General features: G+C 65.7%; 12 protein-coding genes. 5 read left to right on the forward strand and 7 right to left on the reverse strand.

Annotation, left to right across the window (positions count from 1 at the left end; translation table 11 throughout):
* From VNN77_15420 to acsA, 4 genes are all read right to left on the reverse strand, one after another.
* Positions 1-281, reverse strand: a 281-nt coding sequence (locus VNN77_15420; GenBank protein ID HXG52786.1) for a biotin/lipoyl-containing protein, incomplete at its 3' end; no start/stop codon positions are given.
* The gene (locus tag VNN77_15425; protein ID HXG52787.1) at positions 274-1269 is read right to left on the reverse strand and encodes an alpha-ketoacid dehydrogenase subunit beta; all 996 of its coding nucleotides are present in this window, start codon (positions 1267-1269) and stop codon (positions 274-276) included. The genes VNN77_15425 and VNN77_15420, both read right to left, overlap by 8 nt.
* A 57-nt stretch (positions 1270-1326) precedes the next feature.
* Complete coding sequence (gene pdhA / locus VNN77_15430) at positions 1327-2343, reverse strand: pyruvate dehydrogenase (acetyl-transferring) E1 component subunit alpha (GenBank protein HXG52788.1); 1017 nt, start codon at positions 2341-2343, stop codon at positions 1327-1329.
* 58 nt (positions 2344-2401) lie between these two features.
* On the reverse strand, positions 2402-4165 hold the full coding sequence (acsA, locus tag VNN77_15435) for an acetate--CoA ligase (GenBank protein HXG52789.1): 1764 nt from the start codon (positions 4163-4165) through the stop codon (positions 2402-2404).
* Between the two features lie 268 nt (positions 4166-4433).
* On the opposite strand from acsA, the gene VNN77_15440 reads away from it, so the two are divergent.
* The 5 genes from VNN77_15440 to VNN77_15460 all read left to right on the forward strand — a co-directional run bounded on the left by VNN77_15440 (position 4434) and on the right by VNN77_15460 (position 10920).
* The gene (locus VNN77_15440; protein ID HXG52790.1) at positions 4434-4907 is read left to right on the forward strand and encodes a DUF2267 domain-containing protein; all 474 of its coding nucleotides are present in this window, start codon (positions 4434-4436) and stop codon (positions 4905-4907) included.
* Positions 4908-5071: 164 nt separating this feature from the next.
* Entirely contained in the window at positions 5072-7807 is a 2736-nt protein-coding gene (locus tag VNN77_15445) for a cation-translocating P-type ATPase (protein HXG52791.1), read from the forward strand.
* Positions 7808-7832: 25 nt separating this feature from the next.
* Positions 7833-8831, forward strand: a complete 999-nt coding sequence (locus tag VNN77_15450) for a sodium:calcium antiporter (GenBank protein HXG52792.1) — start codon at positions 7833-7835, stop codon at positions 8829-8831.
* 28 nt (positions 8832-8859) lie between these two features.
* Complete coding sequence (locus VNN77_15455) at positions 8860-10176, forward strand: glycosyltransferase (protein ID HXG52793.1); 1317 nt, start codon at positions 8860-8862, stop codon at positions 10174-10176.
* Between the two features lie 12 nt (positions 10177-10188).
* Complete coding sequence (locus VNN77_15460; GenBank protein HXG52794.1) at positions 10189-10920, forward strand: DUF72 domain-containing protein; 732 nt, start codon at positions 10189-10191, stop codon at positions 10918-10920.
* Between the two features lie 74 nt (positions 10921-10994).
* On the opposite strand, the gene VNN77_15465 is transcribed toward VNN77_15460, so the two are convergent.
* Genes VNN77_15465 through VNN77_15475 form a run of 3 tightly spaced genes read right to left on the reverse strand, consistent with a single transcriptional unit; the run spans position 10995 to position 16688 of the window.
* Positions 10995-14180: an efflux RND transporter permease subunit gene (locus VNN77_15465; GenBank protein HXG52795.1), complete on the reverse strand. Its 3186-nt coding sequence runs from the start codon at positions 14178-14180 to the stop codon at positions 10995-10997.
* Positions 14164-15351 (reverse strand): efflux RND transporter periplasmic adaptor subunit, encoded by a 1188-nt coding sequence (locus tag VNN77_15470; GenBank protein ID HXG52796.1) that lies wholly within the window; start codon positions 15349-15351, stop codon positions 14164-14166. Before VNN77_15470 ends, VNN77_15465 begins: the two co-directional genes overlap by 17 nt.
* Positions 15348-16688, reverse strand: a complete 1341-nt coding sequence (locus VNN77_15475; GenBank protein HXG52797.1) for a TolC family protein — start codon at positions 16686-16688, stop codon at positions 15348-15350. The genes VNN77_15470 and VNN77_15475 overlap by 4 nt, the downstream gene beginning before the upstream one ends.
* Between the last annotated feature and the right edge of the window lie 12 nt (positions 16689-16700).

A 16700-nucleotide genomic window follows, 5' to 3' on the forward strand; every position in this document is an offset into this window, starting at 1 on the left:
GCGGGAGCGGCTGTCGCCTGCGGCGGCGCCTGCTTCGCCTCCGCGCCCTCGCCCCGCACGATCGCCAGGGTCGCTCCCACGGGAACCTTCTGGCCCGGCTGAACGACCAGGGACTCGACGACGCCGCTTTCGAAGATCTCGACCTCGATGACCCCTTTGTCGGTCTCGACCAGAGCGACGATGTCGCCGCGCTTGACCGTGTCGCCCGGCTTCACGCGCCATTCGACGAGCGTGCCGAACCGCATGTCGGCGCCGAGCGACGGCATGCGAAATTCACTCATGGCCTCTCACCACCCGGCGCGCGGCCGCGACGATCCCCGGCACCTGCGGGATCGCCGCGTCCTCGAGGTGCTTCGGGTAAGGCATCGGCACCTCGGCGCTGCACACCCGCGCCACCGGCGCATCGAGATCGTAAAAGGCCTTCTCGACGATCCGCGCCGTGATCTCCGCCGAGATGCTGCCGCTGCGCCACCCCTCGTCGACGATGACCACGCGATGCGTGCGCGCCGCCGAAGCGACGAAGCTCTCGTCGTCGAGGGGGCGCAGCGTCCTGAGATCGATCACTTCCGCTTCGATGCCGTCGCGCGCGAGCTCCTCGGCCGCCTCCAGGGTCTTGAACAGCGTGCCGCCGTAGGTGATGAGCGTCACGTCTTTCCCCGCGCGCCGGATCGCCGCCCGGGAGATGTCCACCGCCCCGGCGTCGGCCGCGATCTCCCCCTCCATGTTGTAGAGCGAGCCGTGCTCGAAGATCAGCACGGGGTCCGGGTCCTCGAGCGCGGTCCAAAGCATTCCCCGGGCGTCTTCGAGGGTGGCCGGGGTGAGGACCTTGATGCCGGGAATGTGGGCGTACCAGCCCTCCAGGCTGTGGGAGTGCTGCGCCGCGAGCTGCCGCCCCGCGCCCGTCGTCATGCGGATCACCAGCGGAATGTTGAACTGCCCGCCCGACATGTGCAGGATCGTCGCCGCGTTGTTGACGATCTGGTCGAGAGCCAGCAGGCTGAAATTCACGGTCATGATCTCGACGATCGGCCGCGCCCCGCCCATCGCCGCGCCGATTCCGGCGCCGACGAACGCCGACTCGGAAAGCGGGGTGTCCCGGATGCGCTCCGGGCCGAACTCGTCGAGCAGGCCCCTGCTGACGGCGAAGCATCCGCCGTAGCGGCCGACGTCCTCGCCCATCAGGAAGACCCGCTCGTCGCGGATCAGCGCCTCGCGAATGGCGGCCCGCACCGCTTCGCGGTAGGTCAGCCTGATCTTCTCCGCGCTCATTTCTCCTCGCCTCGTCAAGGGGAACCGGGCCTCTGAACGGCGAACCTCCCGCCAGGCTCAGCCCGGGCGCTCGGAATAGACGAACCGGGTGAGATCCTCGACGGGTTCCCATGTGCCGGCCTCCGCGAATTCGATCGCCCGGGCGATCTCCTCGGCGATCTCCTTCTCGATCCGGTCCCAGTCCTCCGCCGTCATGAGTCCTTGCGCTTCGATCCGCGCCCGGAAGGTGGTCACCGGATCGCGCTTCTTCCACTCCTCGACTTCCTGTTTGTCGCGATAGAGCTCCGGGTCGTACATGGAGTGGGCGCGGAAGCGGTAGGTCCGGTACTCGAGAAAGTGCGGCCCGCCCCCGCATCGCACCGCCATGGCCGCGCGACGGGACGCCTTTTCCACGGCGAGCACGTCCATCCCGTCGACCGGCCATGCCGGCACCTCGAAGGACGCCGCCTTGAGGCAGAGATCGGTCTCCGATTCCGACCGCGCCAGGGCGGTGCCCATCGCGTAGAGATTGTTCTCGCAGCAGAAGAGGACCGGCAGATCCCACAACGCCGCAAGATTCATCGACTCGTGGAACTCGCCTTCGGCGACCGCGCCTTCGCCGAAAAAGCAGGCCGTCACGCGCGAGCGGCCCGCCAGCTTGTCGGCGAGAGCCAGACCCACGGCCAGGGGAAGGCCGCCGCCGACGATCGCGTTTCCCCCGTAAAAACGCGTCGCCGCGTCGAAGATGTGCATCGAGCCGCCGCGGCCGCGGCTGCAGCCCTCGACCTTGCCGTACATCTCGGCCATCAGCGAAGCGGCCGGGACGCCGCGCGCCAGCGCGTGACCGTGCTCGCGGTAGGTGGAGACGATCGCGTCGTCGGGCTCGAGCGCCTGCATCGCTCCCACCGCGACGGCCTCCTCGCCGATGTAAAGGTGGAGGAAGCCCCGGATCTTCGTGGCCGCGTAAAGCTCCGCGCACTTTTCCTCGAAGCGGCGGATGCGGAGCATCTCGCGCAGCAGATGCAGCGCGTGCTCGCGGTCGACGGCCAGCCGCTGCCGTTTGTTCTTTTGCGTTCGCCCGGTCTCGTGCCTCATGCGACCCGCGTTCCCGATCTTTCGACCCGTGTCGTCCCGGGGCTCCCCGGGCGCGCCTTCAGTCGTTCTCCAGAGTCGACAAATCCCCTTCGGGCAGGCCCAGCTCCCTCGCCCTGAGCAGGCGGCGCATGATCTTCCCGCTCCGCGTCTTCGGCACGCTGTCTCGAAAATCGATTTCCCTCGGGGCGACGGCCGGCCCCAGTCGGGCGCGCGCGAAGCCCAGCAGCTCCTTGCGCAACGCCTCGCTCGGCTCGTGCCCGGCTTTCAGCGAAACGAACGCTTTGACGACCTCTCCGATGACGGGATCGGGCTTTCCGATCACGCCCGCCTCGGCCACCGCCGGGTGTTCCATCAGCGCGCTTTCCACCTCGAAAGGCCCGATGAGATGCCCGGCCGACTTGATCACGTCATCGGCGCGCCCCACGAACCAGTAGTAGCCGTCGGCGTCCCGGCGGGCGAGATCGCCCGTCAGGTACCAGCCGCCGGCGAAGCACTTCCGGTAACGTTCCTCCTCGTGCAGGTAGCCGCGGAACATCGAGGGCCAGCCCGGCCTGAGCGCCAGCTCGCCCTGGACGCCGGGCTCGGTGACTTCCTCGACGGTGCCGTCCTTGTGCGCGTGGACGATCCCCGCTTCGATCCCCGGCAGCGGCTTCCCCATCGAGCCCGGGCGGATCGGCATGGCGGGAAAGTTGGCGATCATGATCCCCCCGGTCTCCGTCTGCCACCAGTTGTCGTGGATCGGCAGGCCGAAAGCCTCGCAGCCCCACATCACCGCTTCGGGATTCAGCGGCTCTCCGACGCTGGCGATGAATCGCAGGCTGCTCAGATCGTACTTGCGCGCGACCCCGGCGCCCGCTTTCATCATCATGCGAACCGCGGTCGGCGCCGTGTACCAGACGGTCACTTTTTGCTCCGCGATGATGCGATACCACCGTTCCGCGTCGAACTCCCCTTCGTCGACGACGCTGCGGATGCCGTGCGTGAGGGGCGAGATGATCCCGTAGGAGGTCCCGGTGATCCAGCCCGGGTCGGCCGTGCACCAGAAGACGTCGTCGGGATGAAAATCGAGCGCGTACTTGCCCGTCACGTAATGCGCGAGGACGGCCTCGTGCACGTGAACGGCTCCCTTCGGCCGGCCGGTAGTCCCCGAGGTGAAGTGAATCAGCGCCATGTCCTCGGGCGCGGTCGCCGGAATTTCGAAATCGTCGGCGGCGCCGTGCATGAGCTTCTGAAAATGCGCGGTGCCGGCGGGCGCAGGTCGTTCTCCTTCCGCGATCACCAGCACGTGCTTCAATCCCGGCAAAGCGGCCCGCAGATCGCTTATCCTGCGCCGGACGTAAAGCGTCTCGGTGGTGACCAGCACGCGCCCGTCGCCGATGGACAGTCGCTGCTGGATCGGCTCGGGCCCGAACGCCGAAAAGAGGGGGCAAAAAACGCTGCCGTTCTTCAACGTTCCCAGCGCGGCGATGTAAAGCTCGGGGATCCGGCCGGTCAACGTGAAGACGCGCTCGCCCTTTCCCACGCCCAGGTGCCTGAGGACGTTCGCAAATCGGTTGCTCAAGCGGCTCAGCTCGCCATAGGTGAAATCCCGCGCGCCGTCCTGCTTGCCGAGGCAGCGCAGCGCCAGCCGTTCGCGTTTTTCGCTCCGGGCATGCCGATCGACGCATTCGTAGGCGATGTTGAGCCCGCGTCCTTCGGGGAGCCCCGCCAGCTCCCGCCGCATCCGTTCCCACGAAAACTCGGCGCGAGCACGCTCGTAGCTCGTCAGGTTGGGCTCGACCTTCCAGCTCGACGGGGGTTTCTCGAGGATCTGCCACGCCATCGAATCTCGCCGACCTCCGGCTCAGGCGGTAGCGCAAGAAGCGAGCCAGGGAAATCCGTCGGAAATCTGCCGCCTTGGTGAACCCTCGGAGAGCGCCTCTTGCCAATCGTGCAAAGGCGACCCGCGTCTTTTTTCAAAACTGAAAAGGCGACGCTTCCGCTCCGGCCTCGCCCGTCTTCTTTCACCGGCTTTGTGCGCGGGGGCAAGGCACCGAAATTGCGATTCGAACCGGACGAAGTCGGCGATTTCCGGCAAAGGAGGGGAAGAAATGAAAACCGGACCCGTGGGACGCACGCAGGCGGTTCCCAAGCGGTCGCGCCGGCGGCGGTTGGACGTCTTCGACGCCACGATGGCAAAAACGCAAACCTGGTTGAACGAGCTGATGCTCGCGCTCGGATGGGAAGGCAAGCCGCAAAAGGCTTATCTCGCGCTTCGCACCGTGTTGCATGCGCTGCGCGACCGCCTGCCGGTGGACGAAGCCGTGCAACTGGGCGCTCAGCTCCCGATGCTCGTCCGCGGCTTTTACTACGAGGGATGGACCCCCAGGAAAAAGCCGGTCAAGGAGCGGCGCGAGGAAGACTTCCTGGAGCACGTCAAGGAAGCTTTCAAGGACGACGTCACGGTCAACGCCCGCGAGATCGTTCGCGCCGTCTTCAGGCTGCTGCGCCGTCACGTCAGCGCCGGCGAGGTGGAAGATGTGCGGCACATGCTTCCCAAGCCGCTGCAGCGCCTCTGGCCGTAGACAGGGCCCGCGCAACCGATCCGTGAAAGAAGGGGCTCTCTCGCGCTCCGGCGTCCGCCAGGCTCGGTCCCGATCGGCGACGGTCGCTCGATGCGGCCGCCCCTTGAACCGCTGCGTCCTGCATCGACATGAGCGCGCCGCAATTGGATAACCGGAGCGATCGGATGCTTCGTTTTCCTCCGGAGGGCGCTTCTCAGGTGTCGGGGCGCGAGCAGGCCGGTCTCTCTTGGTACCGGCGGGAAGCCGCCGAGGTGGTCGAGGAGCTGGGCACGGATGCGGAGCGCGGCCTCACCGCCGCCGAGGCGCTGCGGCGGCTTGCGCGCTACGGGCCGAACGAGCTCCAGGAGAGCCGCAAGCCTTCGCCCTGGACGATCCTCGCGCGACAGTTCAAGAACGTCCTGGTCGTGATCCTGATCTCGGCCATCGCGCTTTCGGCCGCGCTCGGCCACGACCTGGAAGCCGCCGCGATCGGCGCCATCGTCGTGCTTGCCGTCCTTCTCGGCTTCTTCCAGGAATTTCGGGCGGAGAAGGCGGTCGAGACGCTGCGACGCATGGCGGCGCCGAAGGCAACCGTGGTGCGGGACGGACAGGTGCTGGAGATTCCGGCGCGAGATCTCGTCCCGGGGGACATCGTCCTGGTCCGGATGGGCGACAAGGTTCCCGGCGACGCTCGGTTGATCGAGGCGGTAAACCTCAGGGTCGAAGAGGCCGCGCTCACCGGGGAATCCGCTCCCGTAGAAAAGCAAAGCGACGCGCTTCGCAGCGACGCCCTGTCCGCGGGCGACCAGACGAACATGATTTTCGCCGGGACGGCGGTCACCTACGGGCGCGGCAAAGCCGTGGTGGTGGCGACGGCCATGGAGACCGAGTTCGGCCGGATCGCGCGCCTCCTTCAGACCATAGAACCCGCGAAAACCCCTCTGCAGCGGAACCTCGATCGGGTCGGGCGCGCCCTCGCGCAGGCGGCCATCGCGCTGGTGCTGATCGTCGTCGGGCTTGCGGTGCTGCGCGGGCAGCCGCTGATCGAGATGCTGATCTTCGGCATTGCCCTCGCCGTCGCGGTCGTCCCCGAAGCGCTCCCGGCGGTGGTCACCATATCGCTCGCCATCGGCGTCCAGCGGATGGTCAGGCGCAACGCGCTCATCCGGCGCCTGCCGGCGGTGGAAACGCTCGGCAGCGTGTCGGTGATCTGCTCCGACAAGACCGGAACGCTCACACGCGACGAAATGACGGTCCGGCGGATTTTCGTCGACGGCAAGCTGCTCGAGGTTTCGGGGTCCGGCTACGAGCCCAAAGGCGCATTCTCGTGCGGCGGCGCTCCGGCCCCGATTTCTCCCCCGCTGGACGCCCTGCTCCGCGCCGCTGCGCTGGCATCCGACGCGGCCCTGATACAAAGCGACAACGACTCCGGCCCTCTCGGATGGCAAATCAGAGGCGATCCCACGGAAGGCGCGCTGGTCGTGGCGGCCGCCAAGGCCGGCCTGTGGAAAGCCGATCTCGAAGCGCGGTATCCCCGGATCCATGAAATCCCGTTCACCTCCGAGTCCAAGCGGATGACCACGCTGCACGCAGCGCCCGAGGGCATCTTCGCCTGTGCGAAGGGCGCGCCCGAGGTGATCCTCGGCTCGTGCACGTGTGTGGCGACCGCATCCGGTCACGCGCCGCTGGACCCGGCGGTCCGGGACGGCATCCTGCGGGCCGCGCGCGCGATGGCCGGAGATGCACTGCGTGTGCTGGGGGTAGCCTTCAAGCCGGCCGCAACCCCGCAGGATGCCGAGCGGGATATGGTTTTTCTCGGCCTGGTGGGAATGATCGATCCGCCGCGCCCCGAGGTCGCCCAGGCGATCGAGAGATGCGAGCGGGCGGGCGTCAAACCGGTCATGATCACCGGCGATCACCCCGTGACCGCGGAGGCCGTGGCGCGCGAGATCAATCTGCTGAAGGACGGCAGGGTGCTCACCGGAGCCGAGCTGGACGCCCTCGGCGAGGCGGAATTCGAAAGCAGCGTGGAGACGGTTTCCGTTTACGCTCGGGTCTCGCCCGCGCACAAGCTTCGCATCGTAACGGCCCTCCAACGAAAAGGTCATGTCGTCGCGATGACCGGCGACGGCGTCAACGACGCCCCGGCCTTGAAGAAGGCCGACATCGGCATCGCCATGGGGATCACCGGAACGGACGTCAGCCGGGAAGCCGCCGCGATGACGCTGCTCGATGACAATTTTGCGTCGATCGTCGCGGCCGTGGACGAGGGACGCCGTATCTTCAACAACATCAAGAAGTACCTCATGTACCTGCTCTCCTCGAACATCGGCGAGATCGGCCTGATGCTCGGCGCCGTCGTTCTCGACCTGCCGCTGCCCCTGACGGCCGCCCAGATTCTCTACGTGAACCTCGCCACCGACGGCTTGCCCGCGCTGGCGCTGGCAGTGGATCCGCCGGAAGCGGACCTCATGAGCCGCCCTCCGAGAAATCCTCGCGCCGGAATCTTCACCCGGCCGGTGCTCGTCCTGATGAGCGCCGGGGGGTTGTGGTCGGCGATGGCCAACCTGTTGCTCTTCCGCTGGCTGATCTCGTCCGGTCGGCCGGCCTCGGAGGCGATGGCGATGATCTTCGTTTCGCTGGTCGCGATCGAGTTCTTCAAGGCCTACAACTTCCGCTCCGATCGCCTTTCTGCGTTCGCGCGGCCGTTCGCCAACCGCTGGCTGAACGCGGCGGTGCTGGCCGAGCTTGCCTTGCTGGCGTTGATCGTCTACCTTCCCGTGCTCCAGCTGTTGCTCGGCACGTTCGACATGAGAGAATCGGACTGGCTGGTGGCGATCGGGGTGGCCTCGACGATCACGCCGGTCCTGGAGCTGACGAAGCGGCTCGCCCGGCGCGGCTGGTTCGGCGAGCTGGACTGAGTCGTTCGGGAATGACGGAGACGCGATGGTTCTATGGCTGCAATTCCTTCTTTGCGCCGGGCTGATTCTGGTCTCGGGCGTTTACGTCTCGCGCTACGGGGACGTCATCGCCGAGAAGAGCGGCCTCGGCAGGACCTGGATCGGCGTCGTGCTCGTCGCCTCGATCACCTCGCTGCCCGAGCTGGTGACGGGGGTGAGCTCGGTTGCGCTTTTCGACCTGCCCGACATCGCGGCCGCCAACGTCCTGGGCGCGTGTCTCCTGAACCTGGCGATGATCCCCGTGCTCGACTTCCTGAACGGCTCGGAGCCGATTTCCGCGCGCATCCACCAGGGGCACGTGCTCACGGCGGGGTTCGGCATCCTGATGCTGGGCGTGGTGAGCCTCGGGACGATTCTCGGCCCGAGGCTCCCTTCGATCGGATGGGTGGGCGTCGGCACCCCGCTGTTCATCGCCGTTTATCTTGTGGCGATGCGGATGGTGTTCGTTTACGAGCGCAGGCGCATCGCCGAATTCGTCAGGGAGATGGCGGAAGAAGCGCGGTACCGCCACGTTTCGAAGCGGAGAGCCTACGCCCTCTTCGCCCTGAACGCGCTGGTGATCGTCGGCGCGGCGCTCTACCTCCCCCGGCTCGGGGAGCAGATCGCCGAGGCAACCGGCCTGGGCCAGACCTTCGTGGGCACCGTTTTCATCGCAATTTCGACGACGCTTCCCGAGCTGGTGGTGTCGGTCTCCGCGCTCGCCATCGGCGCCGCCGACATGGCCGTGGGCAACCTTTTCGGCAGCACCGTGTTCAACGTCTTCATTCTGGCGGTGGACGATCTCCTGTACCCCCGCGCCCCGCTGCTCGCTGTCGTCTCGCCGGACCACGTCGTCAGCGCGCTCTCGGCGATGATCGCGCTTTCCATCGCCGTCATCGGGCTCGTTTACCGCAGCGGCAGGAAGCCGATTTTCTTCGGCTGGGACTCGCTGGCGATCCTGGCCGTCTATCTGGTGAACCTCTCGCTCCTCTACGCGACGCGCTAGAACGCGCCCCGACCGCAGGGAGGCGGCGATGAAGAAACGCTCGTGGCTCGTCAATATCGAGGATTACGCGCCGCTGATCGGCGAGGAGGCCGTGGAGCGCACCATGCGCAAGGCGCAGCGGCTTCGCGGCATGCACGTGGTGCACGTGAGCTCCACGTTTTACGGCGGCGGTGTCGCCGAAATCCTCTCCTCGGAAACTCTGCTCGCGCGGAGCCTCGGGATCCGCGCCGAATGGCGACTGATCCAGGGTACTCCGGACTTCTTCAGCGTCACCAAGAAGATCCACAACGCGCTCCAGGGCGCCGCCATCAACCTGACCGACCTGAAAAAGGAGATCTACGAGACGGTCATTCTGCAGAACGCGATGCGCATGGACATCGGCGGCGACTTCGTCGTGATCCACGATCCCCAGCCGTTGCCGCTGGTCCAGCACACGCGGCACACCTGTCCCTGGGTATGGCGCTGCCACGTCGATCTCTCGAACCCGAATCCCGAGATCTGGGACTACTTGCGCGGCTTCGTCGATCAGTACGACGCCGTGGTGCTCTCGCTCCCGGAATACCGCCGCGAGCTCGCCGTCCCGCAACTCTTCATCATGCCGGCGATCGATCCCTTCTCGGCGAAAAACGCCGAGATGAGCGAGGACGAGATCCGGGATCGGCTGCGCCACTACCGGATCCCCACCGAGCTCCCGATCGTCTGTCAGGTCTCGCGTTTCGACCGCTGGAAGGACCCGGAGGGCGTGATCGAGGCCTTCCGCATCGCGCGCCGAGAAATCGACGCCACGCTCGTTCTCATCGGCAACGTGGCCCTGGACGATCCCGAAGGCCAGGAGGTGTTCGAGTCCCTGCTCAAGAACGCTGCCGACGACGTCTGGATTCTCACCGTCGAGGACAGCGCCCTGGTCAACGCGTTGCAGCGGCGCGCCCACGTCATCGTGCAAAAATCGCTGCGCGAAGGCTTCGGGCTGACCGCGGCGGAGGCGATGTGGAAGGGAACCCCCGTGATCGCCGGGCGCTGCGGCGGGCTCAGGCACCAGATCGAGGACGGCGTCAACGGTTTTCTCGTTTCCTCGGTCCAGGAATGCGCCGCGCGCATCGTGCAGCTCGTCCGCGACGAGAAGCTGCGGCGGGAAATGGGCCGGCGGGCGCGGCAGACCGTGTGCGAGCGCTTCCTGCTCGCGCGCAAGCTCGAGCAGTTCCTCGACCTCTTCAGCGCCTTCGAGCCTCAGTTCGCCGTCGACCGGCAGCGGCTGGAGGCGCTGCAATCCGGAGCCTTGCCGGGAGCGCCGGCCACGGGCGCGGCCGGAGGGGCGCGGCCGGGCTCCAAACCGGGGGCCCGCTGACGGAGACGGGGCGTGAAACGGCGGCGCGCAACGTTTCGGGTCGGGACATCCGGCTGGCACTACGCCCACTGGAGGGGAATCTTCTACCCCGAGGATCTTCCGCCGGCGCGGTGGTTCTCCCACTACGCCCGCGAGTTCGACACCGTCGAGATCAACAACACGTTCTACCGTCTTCCGGAGGCGGCCACGTTCGAGGCCTGGCGGCGACAGGCCCCGCCCGGCTTTTGCTACGCGCTGAAGTTCAGCCGCTACGGGTCGCACATCGTCCGGCTCAAGCGGCCGCGCGCCACGATCGGGAGGTTCCTTGCGCGCGCCACGCGCCTGGGGGAGTTCCTCGGACCGATCCTCGTACAGCTCCCGCCGAACTGGAAAGCCGATCCCGGCCGGCTCGCGGCCTTCTTGAAGGCCGCCCCGAAACAGCTGCGCTGGGCGGTGGAGCTCAGGGACCCGCGCTGGCTATGCGAGGATGTATTCGCGGCGCTCGAGGAGCACGCCGCGGCGCTCTGCATCCACGACCTGATCGCCGATCACCCGCGTCGCCTGACCGCCTCCTGGACCTACCTGCGCTTCCACGGCGACCGCTACAGCGGGAGCTACTCGCCGCGGCGTCTGAGAGCCGAGGCGGGCTGGATCCGCGACCGGCTCGAGGAAGGAAGGGACGTCTTCGCCTACTTCAACAACGACGCCGAGGGCTACGCCGTCCGCAACGCCGCCGATCTTCGCGCCTACGTCACGGGGAGATGAAAAGCCGCCGGTGCGCTTTCCGGCCCCAGACATGGTTCCTGCGTCCAGGATCCCGGGCTTGCCTCCCGACGAGCTCAGGAGCTCCGCTCGCTGAGATAGTAGAGGATCGGCACCGTGACGCGGGATAAGAGCAGCGAGGCCACCTCTCCGGCCATCAAAGAAATCGCCAGCCCTTGGAAGATCGGGTCGAAGAGAATCACGGAAGCGCCGACGATCACGGCGGCGGCCGTGAGCATCATCGGACGAAACCGCACGGCGCCGGCGTCGATCACGGCTTCCGCCAGAGGCATCCCCTGCGCCCGGCGCAGTTCGGCGAAATCGACGAGAATGATCGAGTTCCTGACCACGATTCCCGCGCCGGCAATGAAACCGATCATGGAAGTTGCCGTGAAGAACGCGCCCATCAGAGCATGCGCCGGCAGGATGCCCACCAGGGAGAACGGGATGGCCGCCATGATCACCAGAGGCGTTTTAAACGACCGGAACCATCCCACGACCAGGATGTAGATCAGGACGAGAACCGCGGCGAACGCGATGCCGAGATCGCGAAACACCTCGTAGGTGATGTGCCATTCCCCGTTCCATTTCATGGAAAAGCGCTCCGCGGAGAAGGGCTGCCGGGCGACATGTCGTTCCAGCCGGCGGCCGTCCGGAAGTTGCAGCCGATCGAGGGCTTCGTTCATTTTCAGGATCGCATAAACCGGGCTCTCCTCGCGTCCGGCGACGTCGCCCGTCACGTACACCACGGGCATGAGGTTCTTGTGATAAATGGTCTTGTCGGCGACCTGCCTTTCCACGCGGACCAGCTCGCCCAAAGCAACGAGATTGCCGTTCTGGCCGATGACTTTAACCGACTGCAGGTCCCCGAGGCTCGAACGCCCGGCCCTGGGCAAGCGGAGTACGATGGCGACGTCCTCTTTTTCTTCGGGCTGATGCAGCAATCCCACGCCCGCTCCTTCGACCGCGAGTCTCAACGTGCTGGCGATCTGTTCCGTGGAGACGCCGTTGAGCGCCGCCTTCTCCTTGTCGACGAGGAAGCGGTATTTGACCTGGTCGTCCTCGACGTACCAGTCGACGTCGACGACTCCTTCGGTCTTCTCGAAAATGTCCCGGATCCGGCGCGCGATCTCGATCTGCCGCCGGTAATCCGGACCGTAAACTTCCGCCACCAGCGTCTGCAGAACCGGCGGACCCGGAGGCACCTCGGCGACTTTGACCCGTGCATCGTACCTGGCCGCGATCGCGGCAATCCCGGGCCGAACTCTTTTGGCGATTTCGTGGCTCTGAGCCCGGCGCTCGCCCCTGGGTAGAAGATTGACCTGGATATCGGCGACGTTTGGCCCGCGCCGAAGGAAGTAGTGGCGCACCAGGCCGTTGAAATTGTAAGGCGAGGCGTTCCCGATATAGGCCTGATAGTGGGTGACCTCGGGCACAGCATGAATCGCGCCGCCGATCTCCCGCGCAATCGCCGCGGTCTCTTCGAGCGTCGATCCTTCGGGCATATCGATGACGATTTGAAATTCGCTCTTGTTATCGAAGGGCAGCATTTTCACCACGACGACCTTGAGGGCAACGAGAGAGAACGCCGCCGCCAGGAACACCACCACGGCAGCGAGAAATCCGAACCGCCATTTTGGCACATGGATCAGCGGGGTCATGACGCGGCGGTACCACCGAGTCGTGAGGCTTTCTCCGGATCGCACGTGATCCGCCGCCCCCGTCCGTCGAAGGAGCCGGAGCGAGGCCCAGGGCGTCACCACAAAGGCGACGATGAGAGAGAACAGCATCGCCGCGGAGGCCCCGACCGGGATGGGCCGCATGTACGGCCCCATGAGGCCGCGCACGAAAGCCATGGGCAGGATGGCGGCGATGACCGTGAAGGTCGCCAGGATGGTCGGGTTGCCCACCTCGTCCACCGCCTCGACCGCAATCTCGAGCAACGGCCTGTCCTGGTTCTCCGGCAAACGGCAGTGCCGGACGATGTTTTCGACCACGACGATGCCGTCGTCGACCAGAATGCCGATGGCAAAGATGAGGGCGAATAAGGTTACGCGATTGAGCGTGTACCCGTAAAGGTGGAAAACGACCAGGGTGAGCGCCAAAGTCACGGGAATCGCGATCGCGACGATTCCCGACTCTCGAAGGCCCAGAACGAGCCAGATGAGCACCGACACCGACAGGATGGCGAGCAGCATATGAAAAAGCAGCTCATCGGATTTCTCTTTGGCCGTCTCGCCGTAGTTGCGGGTAATGGTCCAGCGAACGTCGCTCGGGATCAGCCGGCCCTGAAGCTCCTGCACCCCGGCGGTGACCCGCTCGGCGACCGAAATGGCGTTGGTGCCCTTGCGCTTGGCGACCGAAATCGTGACCGCAGGGTAGAGGGTCGCGGGCGCCCCTTCGACCCGGCGGGATCCCCCGCCCGGACCTTCGCCGAAAAACACATAATCGGCCGGCTCCTCCGGCCCGTCTTCGAGCTGGGCGACGTCGCGCAGATAGACCGGGCGGCTTTGAAAAACCGCGATCACCACCCGCCCCACGTCCTCGGCGGTCTGGAGAAAACCGCCCGCCTCCACCGCGAACTCCCGGTTCGCGCTCGAAAAACTGCCGGCCTGCAACTGTCGATTCGCCTGTTCCAGCACCGGGACGATGGTCGCGGGAGCGACGTTGAAAGCAGCCATCTTGGCCGCGTCCAGGACCACCCGGATTTGCCGCCGCTGGCCGCCGATGATTCTGACTTCGGACACGTCTTGAATCCGCTTGATACGGTCCCGGAGTTCCGCCGCGATCCGCCGCAGCATGAAATGATCGTAGCGATCGCTCCACAGCGTCAGCGCCAGCATCGGGACGTCGTCGATCGACCGCGGCTTGATCAGCGGCGGACTGGCGCCGGGCGGGATCAGGTCGAGGTTCGCGAACATCTTCTGGTTGAGCCGAACGATGCTCTGTTCTTCATCCTCACCCACGTAAAATCTGACGATCGCCAGCGCGGCGCCGGCCGTGGAGGTGGAGTAAACGTACTCGACGCCGGGAATTTCCCAGAGCAGCGCCTCCATGGGTTTGGTGACGCGCTCCTCGACTTCTTTCGCGCTGGCGCCGGGCATCTGCACGAAGACGTCGATCATCGGCACGACGATCTGCGGTTCCTCTTCGCGGGGAAGCAGCAGGATCGATCCCGCCCCGAGCAGGACCGACGTCAAGATGACGAGCGGCGTAAGCTTCGAATCGATAAAGGCGCGGGCGACTTTACCGGCTAATCCCAATTTTCGCCTCCTCAGAGCGAGCCTGGCGTGGAAGCTTGCTTCCTTCGTCGACGCGCTCGATGCCTTTCGTGACGACTCGCTCGCCCGCCTTGAGCCCGGAGAGAATCTCCACGCGGTCCCCGTAGCGCTCTCCCGTCGTGACCAGCCGGAAACGGACGATCCCTTCAGGGTTCGCGACGTAGATTCCGACGAGCTGTCCCCTCCGCAAAAGCGCCGCGGCAGGGACGCTCAAGACAGTGCGCTTTCCCAGAGAAAACCTCGCCTTTCCATAGAGTCCGGAGCGGATCGCGGGATGGGACGGAAGAGCGACTTTCACGGTGAAAGTGCGACTCCTTGGGTCCGCGGCGGGGACGATCTCGGCCACGTTTCCGGAAAGTTCCTGCTCGACGGCATCGAGCACAACCGGAACCGTCTTCCCGAGAGCCACATGCCCCATCCGTGACTCCCCGACTTGAAGCTCGAGGCGATAGTGACCGGCTTCTTCGAGCGTCAGAAGGGGGCTGCCGGGAGACGCCAGCATGCCCGCCTCGGCGGTTTTTGCCGTGACCAGAGCATCAAAGGGAGCGGCGATCGCCGTGTAGCTGAGCACGGCCCTGGCATAAGCGAGCCTGGCCTTCGCCTGCTCCTTCCTGGCCCTCAGGGATTGCAGATTTTCCTCCGCGCGTCCCGCCTCGGCATCCGCGATCGCGTATCTGGTCCTCACCTCGTCGTACTCCTGAGGAGCCACCGATCCTCTCGCGATCAGCGACTCGTACCGCTTGAAGGTGGCGTATGCCAGCTCTCGTTGCCCGCGGGCCGCAACCAGCCCCAATTCGGCGCCTTTCACGGCCCTTTCGATCTCGTCGAGCGCCGCCTCGGCACCCTGAAGCTCGGCCCGAAGATCCCGATTGTCGATCTCGACGACCGTTTTTCCCCTGGGTACCCGGTCGCCTTCCCTGACGGCGACCGCGACCACGGTCCCGACGATCTTGCTGGAAAGCGTCGCGGTTCTCCTCGACACGACCGTGCCGGTGGCCTCGAAAAAATCCTCCCCGAGCGTCGGTTGAACGACCTCGACCTCGACGCCTCGAAGGGCGTTGGCCTCGCCCCCGCCCCGGCCTACCGGCCTTTCCCGAGAGCAGGCGGTAAGCGCCAGAAAGAACGCGATCGCCAGCGGTTTCTTCGCATTCATGGCAGCGCCCCTGTGGCAAGATTCAGTCGCGCGCGAAAGATTTGGCTGTTGATCCGAGCCTGGAGGAGGTCCTGCTCCGCTCTTTTCAACGCCGCTTCTCCGTCCACGACGTCGACGCTTTTCGCCAACCCGACCTCGTAGCGGTCCTTGACGATCCTGAGGCTCTCCGCGGCCTGGTCCACGTTCTGGCTGGCCACGGCGACCTGCCGGCGCGACGAGCGGAGCCCCAGATAGGCCTCTTCGACCTCGACGGCGATCGCCTGAAGCAGATCGTCGCGGAGCAACCGGGCGCGTCCGGTCAGGGCTCTGGCTTCTCTCTCCTTCTCTTGCGTGGCGAAGCCATTAAACAGGTTCCACCTGGCCGTGATGAACACGGCGAAGCTCTCGCCGCTCGTGCTGAATTTCCGGGTGTTGCCCTCGAATTGGGTGACGAATCCCAGAGCGGGATAGTAATCCGCTCGGGCGGCGCGCATGCTTTCCGTCGCCTTCTCCACGTCCTTTTCCGCGGCCTTCAGATCGGGGCGAGAGGATCTCGCCACGGCAACGAGGCGGTGAAAGTCCTCCAGCGGGAGACGGTCCTCGTTCACGCGCTCGGTCAAGCGAAACTTTTCCGTCTCGATCCCCAGGACGTGTCTTAGCCGTGCGCGGCTGATCGCGACAAGGTTTTCGGCTTCCATCTTTTCTCTCTCCAGGCCGCCGACCAGAACCTCGGCGCGCAGGAAATCGGAGCGAACGGTGAGCCCCTTTTGGAAGAGATCTTCCGCTCGTCTTCGATGGGCGCGCGCGGACGCCAGCGCGCGCTCCACGACTTCAAGATTTCCATCGGCCAGGAGCGCCTGGTAGTAAGCCTCGGTGGCGCGAAAGACCACATCCTGCTGCGCCCGCCGTTTTATATCTTCCGAGGCTTCGGCGCTCAATTGGGCCTGCCGGAGATTTGCCGACAGCCTTCCCCCCGTGTAAAGGGGCTGCTCCAGGCGAATCTGGCTGCTGAGGTTGGTCAGCGGGGGAGGTTCGTTGAGGGATCCGATCGCGAAGTTCCTCTGCTTGAAGCTGGCTTGATCCAGGAGACCGGAAAATACCAGCGTCGGCTTGTCGCTGTAAGTAAATCCCTCGACGAGGTCCAGGCGAGGGAAGAAAGCCCCCCGCGCCTGACCGACGCCGCTGGCAGCAGCCTCCGACTGTCGCGCCACAGCCTGCAAGCGGCGGTTGTTCGTCAAAGCCAGCTGAACGGCCTCGGCCAACGTGAGAGGCGTCTGATCTTGAGCCAGCGCGGGCCAGCGGCACAGGAGCAGCGTCATGCAAAAGAAAACCCCGGCCATCCTCGGCGCCTGTTTCATGTTTCCTCCCTA

This window comes from Candidatus Zixiibacteriota bacterium, from assembly GCA_035574315.1.
Classification (GTDB): domain Bacteria; phylum Desulfobacterota; class Binatia; order UBA9968; family UBA9968; genus DATLYW01.

Coding starts and splice junctions, on each gene's coding strand:
- VNN77_15425 (HXG52787.1), bottom strand. CDS start 1,269: ATGAGCGCGGAGAAGATCAGGCTGACCTACCGCGAAGCGGTGCGGGCC.
- pdhA (HXG52788.1), bottom strand. CDS start 2,343: ATGAGGCACGAGACCGGGCGAACGCAAAAGAACAAACGGCAGCGGCTG.
- acsA (HXG52789.1), bottom strand. CDS start 4,165: ATGGCGTGGCAGATCCTCGAGAAACCCCCGTCGAGCTGGAAGGTCGAG.
- VNN77_15440 (HXG52790.1), top strand. CDS start 4,434: ATGAAAACCGGACCCGTGGGACGCACGCAGGCGGTTCCCAAGCGGTCG.
- VNN77_15445 (HXG52791.1), top strand. CDS start 5,072: ATGCTTCGTTTTCCTCCGGAGGGCGCTTCTCAGGTGTCGGGGCGCGAG.
- VNN77_15450 (HXG52792.1), top strand. CDS start 7,833: ATGGTTCTATGGCTGCAATTCCTTCTTTGCGCCGGGCTGATTCTGGTC.
- VNN77_15455 (HXG52793.1), top strand. CDS start 8,860: ATGAAGAAACGCTCGTGGCTCGTCAATATCGAGGATTACGCGCCGCTG.
- VNN77_15470 (HXG52796.1), bottom strand. CDS start 15,351: ATGAATGCGAAGAAACCGCTGGCGATCGCGTTCTTTCTGGCGCTTACC.
- VNN77_15475 (HXG52797.1), bottom strand. CDS start 16,688: ATGAAACAGGCGCCGAGGATGGCCGGGGTTTTCTTTTGCATGACGCTG.